We start from the raw sequence: 15,391 nt of genomic DNA, 5'->3' as shown, positions 1-15,391 counted from the left end.
AGGATTTTGACATGATTTTAAAAGAGGAACGCGAGCAGGTTGTGGAGTTTGGAAAGAAGCTGGTGGAGCTGGGCCTTACCGTAGGCACGTTTGGAAACGTCAGCGTATATAGTCCGAAGGAAAAGCTGATGGCGATCAGCCCGTCCGGAATGGACTATTTTCAGATCGACCCGGAGGATGTGGTTGTGCTGACGCCCGACGGAGAAAAGGTAGACGGCGAAGCGAAGCCTTCGAGCGAATACGACATGCACCGAATTTTCTACCAGAAGAGGCCGGGCGTCAATGCCGTGATTCATACGCACTCCGTTTACGCGACCACGCTGGCCTGCCTGCACTGGAAAATCGAGCCGATTCACTATGAGGTTGCCTATGCGGGGCCGGATGTCCCGTGCATCCCGTATGTACAGTTCGGAACCTACGAGCTGGCCGTGGCGGCTCTGCAGGCCATGGGGAACGATCATTATGCGTGCCTGCTCGGCAACCACGGCCTTCTCGCCGTGGGAAGCAGCCTCACTTACGCGCTGGATGTTGCGCAGCAGACGGAATTTGTCGCTCAGCTGTATTACAACACCAGAGTTGCGGGCGGCGGCGTCAACCTGACCGACAAGGATATGAAGAATGTTTTGGGAGCGTTTCAGTCATACCGTCAGAGATAACAAGGGAGATAATTTTATGAAAGTCATCAAGGGCCTGGCCGGTGCTTCCGGATATGCGGCCGGACATGCCGTGGTTTTTTCGCGGACGGTAATTCCGACCGATAAAAAGAAGATTGAAGATCCCGAAGCGGAAATAACCGCGCTTGAATCCGCGCGTTCGCGTTACGTCCGCTCTTTGGGGCTTTTGGCGGAACGCGCCCGCCGGGAGCACGGCGAACAGGAGGCCGCTATTTTTGAGGCTTACCGGGAAATAGCGTCGGACGACGTGTTTTTTGATGAGATCAAGGAAAAAATTCGCACGGAGCGCGTCGACGCCTCCTGGGCGATCGAACAGAAGCGTTCGGAAACGGAATCTGTTTTGGACGGTTTGGACGATCCCTATTTGAAAACCAGAAAGGACGACATCAACAACGTCTGCAGGGAGGTTACGGCGGAGCTGCAGGGCGCCGGCGCCGCGGACCCGATTGCCGAAGCCGGCGGGGACGACTTGATCGTGTTTGCCGAAGATCTGACTCCTGCCGATACCGTCCGCCTGGACCGCGCGCGTCTGAAAGGCATGGTGACAGAAAAGGGCGGCGTGACGTCCCATACCGTGATTCTGGCCAAGCTGCTTGGAATTCCGGCGATTGTGGGAACGGGCCCCATGCTTTCGGAGGTTCAAAACGGAGACGAAGTGCTGGCCGACGGCGGCTCCGGCACGGTGGTCCTTTCGCCGGACGCAGCCGGCAGGCAGGGTTTTCTCGCAAAACAAAAAAAGGCGGGGCTTCGGGAATCTTTATACGCGGAATGCCGTGCGAAACCCGCTCGTACCCGCGACGGCTTTTCCGTGCGCGTGGATGTTAATTCCGGCGATAAAGAGAGCATAGAGACGTTCAACGCCGATGAGTGCGACGGCGTAGGGCTGTTCCGCACGGAGTTCCTCTATATGGGGCAAAAGGATTACCCGTCCGAAGAATTCCAGTTTGAAGTCTACCGCGGCATGGCGGAAAAGGCGGGCGGAAAGGAACTGATTATCCGCACGCTGGATATCGGCGGCGACAAGCAGCTGGATTATATGGACCTTCCCAAAGAAAGCAACCCGTTTCTGGGGTTCCGCGCCATTCGGATCTGCCTTTCCAGGCCGGAGCTTTTTCAAACGCAGCTGCGCGCCATTCTGCGGGCCGGCGTGTATGGAAACGTGAAAATCATGTTCCCAATGATTGTGAACCTGGAGGAGCTGCTTCAGGCGAAATCACAGCTGGAGGCCGCCAAGAGAGAACTGGACGGACGCCAAATTGCCTATCGAAGAGACATCCCGGTCGGCATCATGGTGGAAACGCCGGCCGCGGTACTGCTCTCGGATATTCTTGCGAAGCATGTGTCGTTTTTTTCCATTGGCTCAAACGATCTGATTCAGTATACCACGGCGACGGACCGGATGAACGAAAAAGTTCAGTATCTGTATGACAGCTGCAACCTGTCCGTGCTGCGGTCGATCCGGATGGTCTGCCGGAACGCGCACGCGAACGGCGTGCAAGTCGGAATCTGCGGAGAGACGGCTTCGGAGCCCCGCCTGATTCCGCTTTGGTGCGCCTTGGGCGTGGATGAGCTTTCGGTGGCTCCGCCGCTGGTCGGGCGGACCAAATATATCGTCGGGCAGGTGTCCAAAAAGGAAATGGAAGAGAGGACGGAAAAGCTTCTCGCTTCCGGAAGCATTCCGGAAGCCAAACAGGAGCTTTCGGGAATTCTCGGGGAGCTTGGACTATGAGTGGAAAACGGGCAGGGAAAAAGCGGGCGGCGGCAGTCCAAAGTAAAAAAATCGAATCCGTGCGGGGCGAACGCTGCGTCTACTGCGGGAAGCCCCTCGAAGCGGGCGGCGAACCGTTTGAAGCGACAGTTAAAAGCCGCAGATTCCATACGTGCTGTGCCTCCTGCAAAGAGGCAACCGAGCGTTATGTCCTGCTGGATAAGCGGAAAAAAGTCTGGTTGTATCTGACTCTTCTTCTCTGTGCGGCCGGGATTATCATCAGCGCCATGGGGGCATCGAATCTCTTTATGTACGGCAGCATCCTTCTTGCCGGAATTGGATTTTTGGCCTTTCCGTACCCGATTACGACGTTTGAGACATTTTTGAGCTGCCCGATTCAACGGGTGACTGTGATCACCCGCGCGGTGGGGGCCTTGCTGAGTGTTTTGGGTCTTCTTTTCCTGCTCCTGGCCCACTGAAAGAAGCGGGGGCTTTTACCGTCTTTTGACCGCGTTCCGCCCGCAGCGAGCGCGGATTCAGCCGGAAGTCAGCATGCCGGTTTCTGAAACGTCGTATCCGCCGATCGCCTGAAGCTCGGCGCGGAACTCCGGGGAGCGAACCGTTTCCAAAGTCTGCCGAAACAACGGCTTTGAAAGGTTTTCCTTCTTGAAAACAAGGTCGTACCGTTCCTTCTGCAGAGGAACGAATTCAATCGAATCAACCTGCATCGCCGTTTTTTCAATGCCGACCGCGGCGTCCGCTCCGCCGCGGGCAACCGCGCCGGCAGCCGCAAGATGTGTGAGGCAGGCACGGTTGTAGCCCTTGATCTGCGTTCCCTCAAGACCGAGCAGGCGCAGATGCTCATCCAGAAGGATTCTGGTTCCGCTTCCTTTTTCGCGGTTTGCAATGGTGATGTCGGAGCGTTTCAGGTCTTCCCAGGAGCACAGGTTTTTCGGATTCCCTTTTTGCACGTAGAAGCCCTGCATCCGGTAGGCCAGATTAACCGAGACAACCGCAGTTCCGGGGAGCAGGCTCCGGAGGTATGTCGTGTTGTACGTTCCGGTTTTCCCGTCCCAAAGATGAGCCGTCGCAAGCTGCACTTCATTGTTATAGAGGCCGTAAAGACCGTTGTAGCTGCCGATATACGAACGAAGAATCCGCTGGCCTTCGCGAAATTCTTCCAGCCTGCGGGAGAGCAGGTCGAGCGCAAGGTCCTGCCCGCACAGGACAAATCCGTTTTCGACAGGCTCCCGCTCTGAAAGAAGAGGATTTCGGCCTGCGTTTTTGTCCGCTTTGCCCGGGCCGGTCTTGGCGGACTCAAGATACGCGCGAATGTCGCTGTAATCAAAGCGGATTTTATTGCCGATGCGGTAGCCGTTCAGCTCTTTCCGCTTAATCAGCTCGTAGACCAGATTTTTGCTGATTTTCAGCAGATCCGCGACTTCCTGGGGAGTCAGTGCAGTAAGCTCTTTTGCCGGTTGGTTCATTTCACAAGTCCCTTTCCGCTTTATTTCGTTACTAATTATACCAAATTGTCATTCGTTTGCAAGAAAAGGATGGTGTCTTTTTGCACTGACTTTATTTATTTTAGTTCATGATGGAATTAATTGGGATTTTTTCTACACTTCACTAATAAATTATGTTTAAAATCGAATAAAACCTTTTATCTAACGGATTATTTTCGAAGTATTGCAATATAAAACAAAACGATTTAAAATGAAACGGTACAAAAACAAACAGAATGCGGACGGAAGCAAAGAAGCTTAACGGCTTTACTTCCGTCTGTTTTTTTATTTGCTGGTACCGGAATACCCGGCTGCGGCAGACAGGAGGAAAGAGAGGATGGAAATAGGTCAGGTAAAGTGGAAAAATGTACGATTATACAGGGTCGCCGTCGGCCTATCCCTGACGATTCTGGCGGTCGGTCTTTTTTTGGGATGTTCTCAGGGGAGCGCGAGCCCGCCGAATTCACAGGCCGCCTCCATTCTTTCCTCCGACATCTCATCCGAGGCGACTTCCAGTCATCGGAAGGCCGCAGACGGGACAAGGACGATCACGGACATGATGGGAAACCGCATCACTGTGCCTGACGAGATCCGCCGGGTGTATTGCTCCAGTCCCATTGGAACCGACTTCCTTTACACGCTCGCGCCCGAAACGCTCCTCGGGTGGAGCTGGGCTATGTCGGACGAGGAGAAAAAATATATTCTCTCTCCGTACAAGGATCTGCCGGTTCTCGGAGGGAACATGGCGGGACAGAATTCCATCAATACGGAAACCGTTATTAAACTGAAGCCGGATATCATTCTGGACTTTGCGCACGAGGGACAGGTCGGCGAAGCGGTGAAAAAGCTGAGCGAACAGACAGGAATTCCGATTGTGGAGGCGCCCTCCGATCTGGACCGGACCGAAGAATGCTATCGATTTTTCGGGAATCTCATCAATCGAAAGGATCGCGGTGATCAACTGGCGGATTATGTAAGGGACTCTCTCGCAAAGACGAAAGCCGCCTGCGAAAAGGTCCCGGCCGGCCGGCGGATGAAGCTGTATTATTCGGAAAGCGCCGACGGGCTAAAAACGGACGGGACGGATTCCATGCATACGGAGGTGATCGACTTTGTCAGGGCAATCAACGTGGTGGATATGAAAACCACCGCGATGGCGAATGGAACGGCTGTGTCGATGGAACAGGTCCTTGCCTGGAATCCGGAGGTAATTCTGGTGAATAGGAAGATGGGGGGCGATGAATTTTTAAAATCCGTTTACTCCGACCCTAAATGGGCCGCCGTTTCCGCCGTGCGGAACAAACGAATTTACACGCCGGTTTCCGTCCCGTTCAACTGGTTTGACCGCCCGCCCTCCGTGGCGCGCGTGCTGGGGGTACAGTGGCTTGCGAGTGTTTTGTACCCCGATACGGTAAAAATAGACCTGAAAAATGAAATACAAAAATTTTATCAGCTTTTTTATCAGGCCGAAGTATCCGGTGAGCAGGCCGAAGCGCTGCTGAAAGCCTCGGGAGTCGGTCCATGAACGCCCCGTCGGTCAGGCTTGTAAAGATCGGGCCAAGGGCCGGACGCGTGAGTGTGAGCCAAAAAAGAGTGAAAATCGCGGCGGTATTGCCCATTCTGCCGATTGCCGCTTTTCTGTTTTCCCTCACGGTCGGGCGGTATGGAATCCCGCTTCCCGAGTTTTTCAGGCTGCTCCGGATGCGGGCGCTGGGAATCGCCTTGGAAGGAAACTTTTCCACAATGGCGACGGTCCTGTTCGGCGTGCGCCTTCCCTGGATCCTGAGCGCCTTGCTGGTCGGCGCGGCTCTTTCCGCCTCCGGCGCGACGAATCAGGGAATATTCAAGAACCCGATGGTGTCGCCGGATATTCTCGGCGCCTCGGCCGGCGCCGGTTTCGGCGCGGCGCTGGCGATTCTGAACTCGTTCGGAATCCCGGGGATTGAACTCTCTTCTTTTTTAGGCGGAATCACCGCCGTTTTAATGACTTCGCTTTTCACCCGCGCGGTTGGGCGGCACGGAGAAACGGTTTTGCTTTTGATTCTGACCGGAATGGTGGTGCAGAATCTGTTTAGCGCATTCACCTCCATCACGAAGTATGTTGCGGACCCGAATGACAAGCTCCCGGAGATCACGTTCTGGCTGATGGGAGGACTTTCCTCCATCACCTGGCGGGAGGTTTGGATGCTTCTGATTCCCTGTGCGGCCGGCATGATCCCGCTTTTTTTAAGCCGCTGGCAGATCAACGCGCTGACCTTCGGGGACGAGGAAGCACAGTCGCTCGGCGTGGATACGCGGAAAATCCGCATTTTGCTGATTTTCTCGTCCACTCTGCTGACCTCGGCTTCCATCGCGGTCTCCGGAATGATCGGCTGGGTCGGGTTGATTATTCCGCATCTGACGAGACTTGTGGTCGGCCCCAATTACAAAACGCTTCTGCCGGCGTCCGTTCTGATCGGGAGCGCCTTCCTCCTTTTGGTTGACAATGCCGCCCGCTGCATTTTCCCGACGGAAATTCCGCTTGGAATTCTGACCTCAATCATCGGCGCTCCGTTTTTTCTCTATCTGCTGCTGAAAAGAAGGGGGGCGGCGGAATGAAACTGGAGCTTTCGTCCGTCGCGTGCGGGTACGGCGGAAAGAACGTCCTCAGCGGAATTTCGTTCAGCGTTTCCTCCGGCGAAATTCTCTGCATTCTGGGACCGAACGGCGTGGGAAAAACCACGCTGTTCAAATCGGTGCTCGGATTTCTGAACCTGAGGGGCGGGGAAATCCGGGCCGATGGGGAGAATGTGAGCGGCTGGTCGCGAAGACGGTTTGCACGTTCCATCGGCTACGTCCCCCAGGCGCACAACACCCCCTTTCCATTCACGGTCTTCGATGTGGTCCTGATGGGCCGCACCGCCTATTTCGGCACGTTTTCCACGCCGGGCGAACAGGATCGTAAAATCGTTGAACGGGTGCTCGAGGCGCTGGAGATTGATTGCTTGAGGAACCGCCGGTTTACGGAGCTCAGCGGCGGCGAACGGCAGATGGTTCTCATTGCCCGGGCGCTGGCGCAGAAACCGAAAATTCTTGTAATGGACGAACCAACCAGCAATCTTGATTTCGGGAATCAGATTCGCGTTCTGAGGCGGATTAAGAAGCTGTCGCAGAGCGGCCTGGGAGTCGTGATGACGTCCCATTTTCCCGATCATGCGTTTCTGTGTTCTTCCCGCGTGGCCCTGCTGCGGCGGGGTGGGTTGCAGATCGGCGCGCCGGATACAATCGTTACGGAAAAAAATTTACAGGATATTTATGGGGTTTCCGTGAAAATTGCTGAAGTTTCCATCGGAAACGGCATTGGTGTCAAGACCTGCGTCCCCCTGATTAACTGAAAAAGCGTGAAGAACAAGGAGATGAAGAAGATGAATCATGCGGAAGATTTTGACTGCATCGCGGAAAATATCTTTTTCCCGATCTATGAGGTGATTGCAAAGGACATCCTCGCTTATTCCAAAATCACCTCCGGAAGGATTCTTGACCTGGGCTGCGGGGGCGGGCATCTGGGGCTTTCCGTATTAAAACAGGAAAAAGGGCTTTCAGCTGTTTTACTGGATCGGAACCCGGACGCGGCGGCGATCGCGGAACATCGGGCGGCGCAGTGGGGCCTCAGACAGCGCGCAACGCCGATCGTTGCCGACGTTTCACGGATTCCGCTTCCTGACGGCAGCGTCGACCTCGCCGTGAGCCGCGGTTCTTTCGGTTTCTGGCCGGATGAGGGCCTCGCCTTTTCTGAAATTCTGCGGGTTTTGAGCCCGGGCGGCAAAGCCTATATCGGCGGCGGATTCGGGAACCTGGACCTGAAGCGGAAAATCGTGGAAAAGATGAAGACGGTTTCCCCCGACTGGCCGGAGTGCGTTCACCGGAAGACCAACGGATTTACCGCAGAGGATTACGGCAAAATTTTAAGCGGGCTCGGCGCGGAATTTGAGTTCATTGACAATGAGGAGAAGGGCTTCTGGATTTTGCTGCAGAAGCCACGCAGAATGGAGGCCGTGTCATGAAGCTGATTACAGTTTCGGGCCCGCCGTCCTCCGGGAAAACTTCCGCCGTTCTTCAGGCAGTTCGGTTTTTCCCGCAGAATGTCAGATTCGGCGTTGTTAAATTCGACTGCCTTTCCACCTGTGACGACGGGATATATCAAAAATCGGGGATTCCGGTGCGGGTCGGCATCTCCGGAAATCTGTGCCCCGATCACTATTACATCACAAATATCAGCGAGGCGGTTCAGTGGGGGCTGAATAACCGCTTCGATTATCTGATTTCCGAAAGCGCGGGGCTGTGTAACCGTTGTTCTCCCCATATCCGGGACGTCCTCGCCGTCTGTGTGATCGACAATCTTTCCGGAATCAACACGCCCCAGAAAATCGGCCCGATGCTCCGCAACGCGGACCTCGTGGTCGTAACGAAGGGCGACATTGTTTCGCAGGCGGAGCGGGAGGTGTTTTCCTTTCACATCCGAAAAACAAACCCGAGGGCCGCCGTCGTTTCCGTCAACGGTCTCACAGGGCAGGGGGCGCTGGCTCTAAGCAAGTGGTTTGAGCGTGCAAAAGAAATTGACAGCTTGGAGCACATGCGTCTCCGCTTTACCATGCCGGCGGCCGTATGCTCCTACTGCCTCGGACAGACGCTGATCGGGAAGGAATTCCAGATGGGATTTACCAGAAAAATGGAGTTTTGAGGAATCAATATGGAACACAGTCAGATTTTAAAAATGATTCACACGCAGAAGCTGGGGCGGCTTTTCGAGCTTTGCCCTGCCATTCGGCTCTTTTTCAGCGGAATTCGGCTGGAACGGCTGGACACGGAGGAGACTCTGGAGGAGGCGCTTCAGGGGATCGCCGACGAATATCTGGAGGATTTCGGCCTGACGCGCGGAGAAATTTCGGACTCCCTCGTTCGCCTGATGGAAAAGGACCGGGACGAGAAATCCGGGGAGCAGGTCGCCGTCAGGGAACTGACCGTCCTTCCCGGACTTGATAAATCCGGGAATGCGGAGCAGTCGGGCTTTACGGTGCGCCGCGGGGAAATCGTCGCCGTCGTCGGGCCGACCGGTTCCGGGAAAAGCCGCCTTCTGGGAGACATCGAATGCCTTGCCCAGAGCGACACGCCGACGGAAAGGAGCATTCTGATCAACGGTGAAATTCCGGACGACGCCTGTCGCTTTTCGCTTGGCGGACGCTTAATTTCCCAGCTTTCACAGAACATGAATTTTGTCATCGACCTGTCGATCCGCGACTTTTTAACCATGCACGCGCAAAGCCGCATGGTTGAACGGGTGGATGACAGAATCGAGGAGGTCTTTCTTTGCGCAAACCGGCTGTCCGGGGAACCGTTCCAAATGGATTCCGGCGTCACACAGTTGAGCGGGGGCCAGTCCCGGGCGCTGATGATCGCCGACGCCGCAATCCTCAGCAATTCCCCGATCGTGCTGATCGACGAGATTGAGAACGCGGGAATCGACCGGGAACAGGCCGTCAGGCTTCTTGCCGAGCGAGAAAAAATTGTGTTTCTTTCAACGCACGATCCGCTTTTGGCCCTTTCGGCCGACCGCAGGGTGGTAATCCGGAACGGGGGCGTTTACCGGGTGCTGGAAACGTCCCGGCGGGAAAGAAGCAACCTTGCGGTGATCGAACGGGAAGACCGGAAGCTAATGGAGCTCCGCCGGTCCATCCGTCTTGGCGGCCGGCTGGATTTCGACATGGAAGCTTTTTTTCACGGAGTTCAGGGTTCGGCGTAAAGAACCTGAAACAAGAAGGAGGATACGTGTATGAGTCAAATGGTCAAAACCGGCGAGGCCTGTTCCAGCGTCATCGCGGACAGCCGACTGGACTTTATCGGTCAGGTCCTGTGCCCGATGAAAGCCAATTTTAAACAGGGCTACGACGAAGTGGCGGAACAGTATAAGAAGGAAACAGGATGTGCTTTTTACAGCTATGTTCCAACCATCTGCGGGAGCAAGGGAGACCGGACCGAAGCGACGGCCGGAGACATCCTGAAATACCTGACCATCGACGATCTTCCGGGTATGATCGCCTCGTTCGGACTGGGGGATTACTTTTCCTCACAGTTCCGCGAGCGTTTTCTGAAACAGGGTTATTTTGAGTCCATCAAAAGGAACGGTTTGAGCCCGGCCTTTGAAGAAGCGGGAATTGACGACCCATCCGGCGAGTTTTACATTTATTCCGGGTATCCCGCCGTATTTCTGGTGGACCGGAAAAAGCTCGGCGATCTGCCGGTTCCCCGCAAATGGGAGGATCTGCTCAGCCCCGTTTACCGCAATAACATCACCATCGGGGGAGCGCACGGCATGGTTTCCAAAACGCTTCTGCTTTACCTGTACAAGATGTTTGGGGATGAGGGGCTTAAAATGCTGGAACCGAATGTCCGTCAGGCGATGCACCCCTCGGAAATGGCCAAACTTGCGGGCACATCTGCCAAAGCGGGTACCGCCATCTACGTCATGATGCTGTTTTTTGGAAAAGCCTGCGGCAAGACAGACCGCACGGAGCTTGTCTGGCCGGAGGACGGCGCAATTTTCGATCCCGCTTTTATTTTGGTCAAAAAAGGCATGACCGAAAAGTATCAGGTGCTGATCGATTATATCACCGGAGAGCGGTACGGGAAGATTTCCGCCGCAAACAGTTTTCCGGTGACGACTCCTCTGGTGAAAAATCCCCTGCCCGAAGGAGCAAAGCTGCAATGGCTGGGGTGGGATTTCATTAATTCTCACCGTATGGAAGAGGTTGTCGACCATGTGACGGAACCGTTTCAAAAGTTTTTAATTTAAGAGGCTAAGCTGGGCTTCGGCACATAGGTTCTCGGGGCGTCTGAGAATCGGGATTATATGCGCCGCGTTTGACTCTGGGAGCTTGCAGCGAGCGCGTCAATTTTTTAGCTCTAAATATTTGACAGAAATTACCTTGCCGGATATACTTATATTTGGAAATAGAGGCGAGATTCAGACGGATGGATCTCCCATCATTTTTAAATTGGTTCCCCTGATTTTTCAAGGAATTTAGTTGCGGGCAAATGGAATGATACTATTGAAGGCGCATAAAACAGTGTGTTCCATCGCTGAATCCGGAAGGGAGAGTATCACATTGAAAACCGGTCGGAAATTGATCAAGCGGCCTTTATCGTTGTTTCTTGTTCTGGTTTTAGTTTTTTCTATTCCGTTCGTTCCAGGGGCGGATGCCGCCGTCAATGAGAATACGGTCCTTCTTGCAAGTGAAAATCTGGCGGAAGGCATCCGCTATACGGAAGAAGATGTACAAAATTATGCGGGCAAGGCGGGAGACCGGGTGCGTTTCAACCATCTGGCCGTAAGCTCCGGCGCGCGGAACATCCGGATCACAGCCGGGAAAGCAAAGGAAACGGTCAATGCGGTGGAAACCATCGGCGATCAGGCCCAACGTGAAATTTCAAGAGGAAATCAGGTTGTCGCAGGGATCAACGCCGATTCTTTTGATATGGATTACGGCAGCAACCGGGGCATTCTGGTACAAAACGGGGATATCGTCACCAGCCAGCCGTACAATTCGTACACGGAAACGCAGCCCGCCTTTTGGGTCGATTCCTCCGGATCGGCGCATATCGGCGCTCTCCGGGCAGGCGGCACGATCCGGATCGGCGGCAGCTATCAGGCCGAGGCCGATTTCATTAACCGGAATCATTTCATGGGCCCGGCCGGTTATCTTTCCCCTGCAAATTCTACGCGAATTTTCACCAGTGACCTCACAGCGGACCACGTCATGAGGAACGGCGCGGGTAAAGCGCCGGCCGATCAGGCGTATGCCTTGATTCAGATCAGCGGCTTTTCCGGCTTCCTGCATGCGGGAACGGAATATACCGGAAAAGTGACCGCCCTGTATTCCTCGGCGGGCTTTCCGATCCCCGCCGACTGCATCGTCTACGCCGGATACGGGACGAAGGCCGCGGAGGTGCGCGGGCTTGCAGCGGGCATGGACGTTTCCTACGTCTGCCATCTTTATTCGGGCTCCTATACTGAAAACCCGGACGGGACGCTGAACAACCGCGGCATATTGCAGGACGACGCCGTGACCGCCGTCAACAGCTTTCAGCTTTTGGCACAGAACGGGGAATTGAACCATGCGGTCGTGGATGCGACAGGGACCGATCAGAACGCGCGGACCGTGATTGGCCTGACCAAGGACGGAACGATCCACGTGCTCACCGTCGCCAAGGCCGGGGCCTATTTCAGCGCAAGCCAAGGCTCGACCATGAAAGACGTCGCCGAATATATGCTTCAAACTCTGCAGTGCACGGGCGTAATCAATATGGACGGGGGCGGTTCCACCGAGATGATCGCACGGCGCGCCGGCAGCGGCAAGCCGACCACGGTCAGCTATCCGAGCGACGGCAGCTCCCGAATCGTTTCGAACTCCCTGTTGTTTGTCAGCGACGCGCAGCCGACCGGCGTGGTCGGCCAGGTGCTGGTGGACGGAAACACCAGCCTTTACAAAGATTCCCACACGAGCTTTTCCGTCCGGCTGACGGACCAATACGGCAATCCGATCTCCGCGCAGGGACATTCCATCGTTTGGAAAGCGGAAAAAGGCGCGATCGATCAAAGCGGAGCTTACACAGCGCCCGGCAGCGCCTGTCAGGATACGGTCACCGCAACGGTAGATGGAGTTTCGGGCACGGCGAATGTCCGGGCCTTGGATCTGAGCGGGATGAACTCGATCGGTCTCAGGGAAACCGGTGCGATCGCGGTTCAGAAAGGGGCGAAAAAGCAGTTTGCTCTTCAGGCGTATGACGCGGAAAATCAGACGGTCCTCATCGATCCCTCCGCTGCAAAATGGTCCCTGTCGAACGCAAAAACAGGGTCGATGAAAAACGGCCTGCTGTCCGTCACGGCGGCCAGCGGCACGGCCACTGTTTCCGCAAATTTCGGCGGAAAGACCTATTCAATTCCGGTGGTCGTAGGTCCGAAAGGGCAGACCGTCGACAACTTCGAGCAATTCCCGATTGAAGGATATTATGCCGGCAGCGTGCTGTATGGAAATCAAAATCAATACGGCGGAAAAAGCAGCATGCTGGGGCTAGAGACAAAAAGCACGCCGAACAGCCGGGTCCGGGACGGCAGCCGCAGTTTCCGTCTGACCTATGACACGTCGCTGTGGGCGTGGGACGACAGCAATCAGAAGCGGACGGCGAACGGGACTGCAAATTTGGTCCCGCTCTGGGATACCGGCAAGGATTATGCAGGCCATGGCAAATGGAACGAAAAGGAGCGGGCTGCGATGGAATCCAGCTTCACTGCGAAAGCCATGCCGAAAAATTTCGGCGTGTGGGTGTACAGCGGGGATGAGAACCATGACGGCGTCAGCGACAACAAAAGCTGCATGTTGAGTGTGAGTCTTTATGCGGACTGCGAGGGCGGCTATCGGAACGAAACCAAGGCGAAGCCGAAAATCCTTTTGCTGACAGACAGCATGGACTGGATCGGCTGGAAATATCTGCAGGCGGATATTCCGCAGGACTGGAAGATGCCGATTGTGTTCAATTACCTTTCCTTTTCCAACACGGAAAGGATTTTAAAGCAGTCTCAGAACTACAAGACCGACGTGCTTTTCGACGACCTTCAATTCAATTATTAATCACGAAATGAGGAGCAATTCCCTTAGAAGCTGATTCTTGAAAGTTATGAGAAATCGCGGAAGACCGGTCCGTTTCCAAGCTTATCTTCCCCGAATCCGTTCAGTACTTCTCTTAAAACCTGCTTGATTCATTTTCTGAAGCCCTAAATTGCGAACTTCTTTTGACACTGCCTTGGGTGTAAAAAAGAGCTATGTTCTCCTATTGAAAAACATAGCTCTCCTCTGTTGTTATCAAAACATGCTGCATAGATAAAACAAAAGCATCGAGGATCCCCCAATGTTTCTGGATAAGGACAATATATTACTGATTCGGATTTTGTTTGAAGCTATTTCCCGCTACAGTGATTGCCGGGGTTCGTCTTCGAATCCATTTGACATACCGCTGCTCTGAATAAACTGTGATATCTGATGATCCGCGCTGAGGATGAAGTTGCATAGGAAATCGCGGTCGACCTTGACCGGGATCTTGTCACAGCAGGAAAGGATGAGATTTCGGTCGAGCTTCGGGATGATTTGTTTCGTAAAGTATCGAAGCGCCTTTGGACGCTTCAACAGCAGTTCCTGAAAGAGCTCGATCAGCTTATCGTTTTTGCGGTATTCGTTTTTGGGGTAACCCCTTGACAGAAGAGCAATGTTGTTATCAAAATTTGGTGCCAAGGACAGCACCGCCCCGGTCTGCACATCGCGCAGAATCCCGTAATTTTCCGTATGCCTGTCCATATTGAAGCATAGAGTGTCCAGATAAATCAGGGTGACATACTGCTTGGCGGTATCTGGGAATAACGTTTCAAAGGCATCAAAATTAAAAATATAGTCGTCGTTGTCACCGACAAGACCGTTCGCCGCCTCATAGTTGACACTGGCTCCGTCCGTGAAATCACGGCTGCGGATGTACTTGCCGTCCAGTTCATATTCCGCCATGGAGAAGCCCAGAGCTTTCCCCAGCTCATAAATAAACATTTCTGAGAACCGTTCCAGGTCGTTGCCCTGCTTATAAAGCCACCAGTGCCCGTCGATCAGCCTCCAGCATTTTTCGTAGCTCCCGATATTGGTCAGCTCCGGAGTGGGGCTGTATTTTAAATTAAAGCTGTCTGGGTCACCGTACAAAGCCAGCTTGTCGAACAAATTCTCTTTAAACACAATGTCACGATAGGTGAGTGTGCTTTCCTCGTCGCCCTTAAACCAGTAGGTATCGGTGATGGTGGCGGCGCTGACTTTCAGGACCATGGAAACATCATCGTAATTGCTGAGCCGCAGCGCCTTTTTCAGAAGCCTTGAGTTCGTGCGGTGCCGGTCGATTGCCCTGCTTTCAAGCCAGCCTTCCAAATAGCCGGTTCGTTTTAAATACAGAGGAAGAAGAGCCTCGTTTATCACTTCCAGATTGCCGTCTTTTACCTGAGCAACCTGTGTGTCGCGGGACATTAAGGTTCCGTTGAGCCGCAGCAACTGACACCGCCTCCCATCCATGATGCTATGAATTTATCGTAAAGTATTTTCGTAATGGAAACACTTCCACCTGCCCCGATTTTTCTATCAAGTGTCCGGTCGCTGTCAGATAAAAGATAAACCACAGGGCTTTTGGCCTTGTGGTTTCCTGTTTTTGGTGGAGCATAGCGGGATCGAACCGCTGACCTCCACACTGCCAGTGTGGCGCTCTCCCAGCTGAGCTAATGCCCCTCATGTCAGAAAACCTAGCATTCATGCGGTTTTCCGGATCTTCCAATTTTTCGTTTGTCTTTTTCTTGTGGGGGAGTACAGGTGGTAGCTTGCGCTTCCATCTGAGCAATACCCCAAATGTCTTGCCTTTCAAACAGCTTTGTTATAATATCATATTCGTCA

13 protein-coding genes and 1 tRNA gene are annotated in these 15,391 nt (G+C 54.0%); 11 read left to right on the top strand and 3 right to left on the bottom strand.

Going from position 1 to position 15,391, the window contains the following annotated elements:
• Positions 1 to 11: 11 nt before the first annotated feature.
• Genes CAFE_RS07025 through CAFE_RS07015 form a run of 3 tightly spaced genes read left to right on the top strand, consistent with a single transcriptional unit; the run spans position 12 to position 2,861 of the window.
• Positions 12 to 656 (top strand): L-fuculose-phosphate aldolase, encoded by a 645-nt coding sequence (locus CAFE_RS07025; RefSeq protein ID WP_066648787.1) that lies wholly within the window; start codon positions 12 to 14, stop codon positions 654 to 656.
• A gap of 16 nt (positions 657 to 672) precedes the next feature.
• On the top strand, positions 673 to 2,403 hold the full coding sequence (ptsP, locus tag CAFE_RS07020) for a phosphoenolpyruvate--protein phosphotransferase (RefSeq protein ID WP_166525088.1): 1,731 nt from the start codon (positions 673 to 675) through the stop codon (positions 2,401 to 2,403).
• The gene (locus tag CAFE_RS07015) at positions 2,400 to 2,861 is read left to right on the top strand and encodes an eL24 family ribosomal protein (RefSeq protein ID WP_066648783.1); all 462 of its coding nucleotides are present in this window, start codon (positions 2,400 to 2,402) and stop codon (positions 2,859 to 2,861) included. The genes ptsP and CAFE_RS07015 overlap by 4 nt, the downstream gene beginning before the upstream one ends.
• Positions 2,862 to 2,918: 57 nt before the next feature.
• On the opposite strand, the gene CAFE_RS07010 is transcribed toward CAFE_RS07015, so the two are convergent.
• Positions 2,919 to 3,869: a helix-turn-helix transcriptional regulator gene (locus CAFE_RS07010; protein WP_156990192.1), complete on the bottom strand. Its 951-nt coding sequence runs from the start codon at positions 3,867 to 3,869 to the stop codon at positions 2,919 to 2,921.
• 355 nt (positions 3,870 to 4,224) lie between these two features.
• Here CAFE_RS07010 and CAFE_RS07005 point away from each other — a divergent pair, with 355 nt between their 5' ends.
• From CAFE_RS07005 to CAFE_RS06970, 8 genes are all read left to right on the top strand, one after another.
• Positions 4,225 to 5,412, top strand: a complete 1,188-nt coding sequence (locus CAFE_RS07005; protein WP_156990191.1) for an ABC transporter substrate-binding protein — start codon at positions 4,225 to 4,227, stop codon at positions 5,410 to 5,412.
• Positions 5,409 to 6,485, top strand: a complete 1,077-nt coding sequence (locus CAFE_RS07000; RefSeq protein ID WP_156990190.1) for a FecCD family ABC transporter permease — start codon at positions 5,409 to 5,411, stop codon at positions 6,483 to 6,485. The genes CAFE_RS07005 and CAFE_RS07000 overlap by 4 nt, the downstream gene beginning before the upstream one ends.
• A complete protein-coding gene (locus tag CAFE_RS06995) occupies positions 6,482 to 7,261 on the top strand; it encodes an ABC transporter ATP-binding protein (protein ID WP_066648775.1) in 780 nt (259 codons plus the stop codon). The genes CAFE_RS07000 and CAFE_RS06995 overlap by 4 nt, the downstream gene beginning before the upstream one ends.
• Positions 7,262 to 7,291: 30 nt before the next feature.
• On the top strand, positions 7,292 to 7,930 hold the full coding sequence (locus CAFE_RS06990) for a class I SAM-dependent methyltransferase (protein WP_166525087.1): 639 nt from the start codon (positions 7,292 to 7,294) through the stop codon (positions 7,928 to 7,930).
• Positions 7,927 to 8,607 carry a GTP-binding protein gene (locus tag CAFE_RS06985; RefSeq protein ID WP_156990188.1) on the top strand — a complete coding sequence of 227 codons (681 nt, stop codon included), beginning with the start codon at positions 7,927 to 7,929 and terminating at the stop codon, positions 8,605 to 8,607. The genes CAFE_RS06990 and CAFE_RS06985 overlap by 4 nt, the downstream gene beginning before the upstream one ends.
• A 9-nt stretch (positions 8,608 to 8,616) precedes the next feature.
• Positions 8,617 to 9,666, top strand: coding sequence for an ATP-binding cassette domain-containing protein (locus tag CAFE_RS06980; protein ID WP_156990187.1), 1,050 nt, complete (start codon positions 8,617 to 8,619; stop codon positions 9,664 to 9,666).
• A gap of 30 nt (positions 9,667 to 9,696) precedes the next feature.
• Complete coding sequence (locus CAFE_RS06975; RefSeq protein ID WP_156990186.1) at positions 9,697 to 10,716, top strand: ABC transporter substrate-binding protein; 1,020 nt, start codon at positions 9,697 to 9,699, stop codon at positions 10,714 to 10,716.
• A 313-nt stretch (positions 10,717 to 11,029) separates the two neighbouring features.
• Positions 11,030 to 13,552, top strand: a complete 2,523-nt coding sequence (locus CAFE_RS06970) for a phosphodiester glycosidase family protein (RefSeq protein ID WP_166525086.1) — start codon at positions 11,030 to 11,032, stop codon at positions 13,550 to 13,552.
• A 336-nt stretch (positions 13,553 to 13,888) separates the two neighbouring features.
• Here the strand turns inward: CAFE_RS06970 and CAFE_RS06965 are convergent, their stop codons facing one another.
• Both CAFE_RS06965 and CAFE_RS06960 read right to left on the bottom strand, forming a co-directional pair.
• The gene (locus tag CAFE_RS06965) at positions 13,889 to 14,998 is read right to left on the bottom strand and encodes a HipA domain-containing protein (protein ID WP_156990184.1); all 1,110 of its coding nucleotides are present in this window, start codon (positions 14,996 to 14,998) and stop codon (positions 13,889 to 13,891) included.
• A 155-nt stretch (positions 14,999 to 15,153) separates the two neighbouring features.
• A tRNA-Ala gene (locus CAFE_RS06960) sits at positions 15,154 to 15,229 on the bottom strand.
• Positions 15,230 to 15,391: the final 162 nt, after the last annotated feature.

The sequence above is a fragment of the Caproicibacter fermentans genome, from assembly GCF_009746625.1.
GTDB lineage: Bacteria > Bacillota > Clostridia > Oscillospirales > Acutalibacteraceae > Caproicibacter > Caproicibacter fermentans.
This window is presented reverse-complemented; position numbering and strand designations above follow the sequence as displayed.

What these genes read in the sequence shown, in the direction of transcription:
- CAFE_RS07025 (WP_066648787.1), top strand. Translation starts at nt 12, where the DNA reads ATGATTTTAAAAGAGGAACGCGAGCAGGTTGTGGAGTTTGGAAAGAAG.
- ptsP (WP_166525088.1), top strand. Translation starts at nt 673, where the DNA reads ATGAAAGTCATCAAGGGCCTGGCCGGTGCTTCCGGATATGCGGCCGGA.
- CAFE_RS07015 (WP_066648783.1), top strand. Translation starts at nt 2,400, where the DNA reads ATGAGTGGAAAACGGGCAGGGAAAAAGCGGGCGGCGGCAGTCCAAAGT.
- CAFE_RS07010 (WP_156990192.1), bottom strand. Translation starts at nt 3,869, where the DNA reads ATGAACCAACCGGCAAAAGAGCTTACTGCACTGACTCCCCAGGAAGTC.
- CAFE_RS07005 (WP_156990191.1), top strand. Translation starts at nt 4,225, where the DNA reads ATGGAAATAGGTCAGGTAAAGTGGAAAAATGTACGATTATACAGGGTC.
- CAFE_RS07000 (WP_156990190.1), top strand. Translation starts at nt 5,409, where the DNA reads ATGAACGCCCCGTCGGTCAGGCTTGTAAAGATCGGGCCAAGGGCCGGA.
- CAFE_RS06995 (WP_066648775.1), top strand. Translation starts at nt 6,482, where the DNA reads ATGAAACTGGAGCTTTCGTCCGTCGCGTGCGGGTACGGCGGAAAGAAC.
- CAFE_RS06990 (WP_166525087.1), top strand. Translation starts at nt 7,292, where the DNA reads ATGAATCATGCGGAAGATTTTGACTGCATCGCGGAAAATATCTTTTTC.
- CAFE_RS06985 (WP_156990188.1), top strand. Translation starts at nt 7,927, where the DNA reads ATGAAGCTGATTACAGTTTCGGGCCCGCCGTCCTCCGGGAAAACTTCC.
- CAFE_RS06980 (WP_156990187.1), top strand. Translation starts at nt 8,617, where the DNA reads ATGGAACACAGTCAGATTTTAAAAATGATTCACACGCAGAAGCTGGGG.
- CAFE_RS06975 (WP_156990186.1), top strand. Translation starts at nt 9,697, where the DNA reads ATGAGTCAAATGGTCAAAACCGGCGAGGCCTGTTCCAGCGTCATCGCG.